The organism is Bacillus cereus group sp. BfR-BA-01382, from assembly GCF_022663475.1.
GTDB classification, from domain to species: Bacteria; Bacillota; Bacilli; order Bacillales; family Bacillaceae_G; genus Bacillus_A; species Bacillus_A thuringiensis_S.
This window is the reverse complement of record NZ_JAKUFQ010000440.1, coordinates 1-222: the sequence shown is the minus strand read 5'-3', so window position 1 is coordinate 222 and position 222 is coordinate 1. Positions and strand designations below refer to the sequence as shown.

Here is a 222-nt window from a genome sequence, read left to right as displayed (position 1 = left end):
CAAAAAACTTTGATGTACCTAAAGATGCAGTGCCAGCATCTAAAGGAGATGTAAAATCTGTTGAAAGAACAGAAGGTACAGGTACAGATTCTCAAGAAGGAAAAATGGTAGCAACAAATGAAGAAAATTAAATAATATATAGTTATAACGAAGAGCATCCAAAAAGGGGTGCTCTTTTTATATTATAGGGATCAACTAGTTTTACAAAACATAGAGCTGTAG

General features: G+C 32.9%; 1 pseudogene. It reads left to right on the top strand.

The annotated features are described in order from the left end of the window. Positions 1 to 122 (top strand): annotated as a pseudogene (locus MR160_RS35230) (alpha-ketoglutarate permease); the annotation flags it as partial. Positions 123 to 222: the final 100 nt, after the last annotated feature.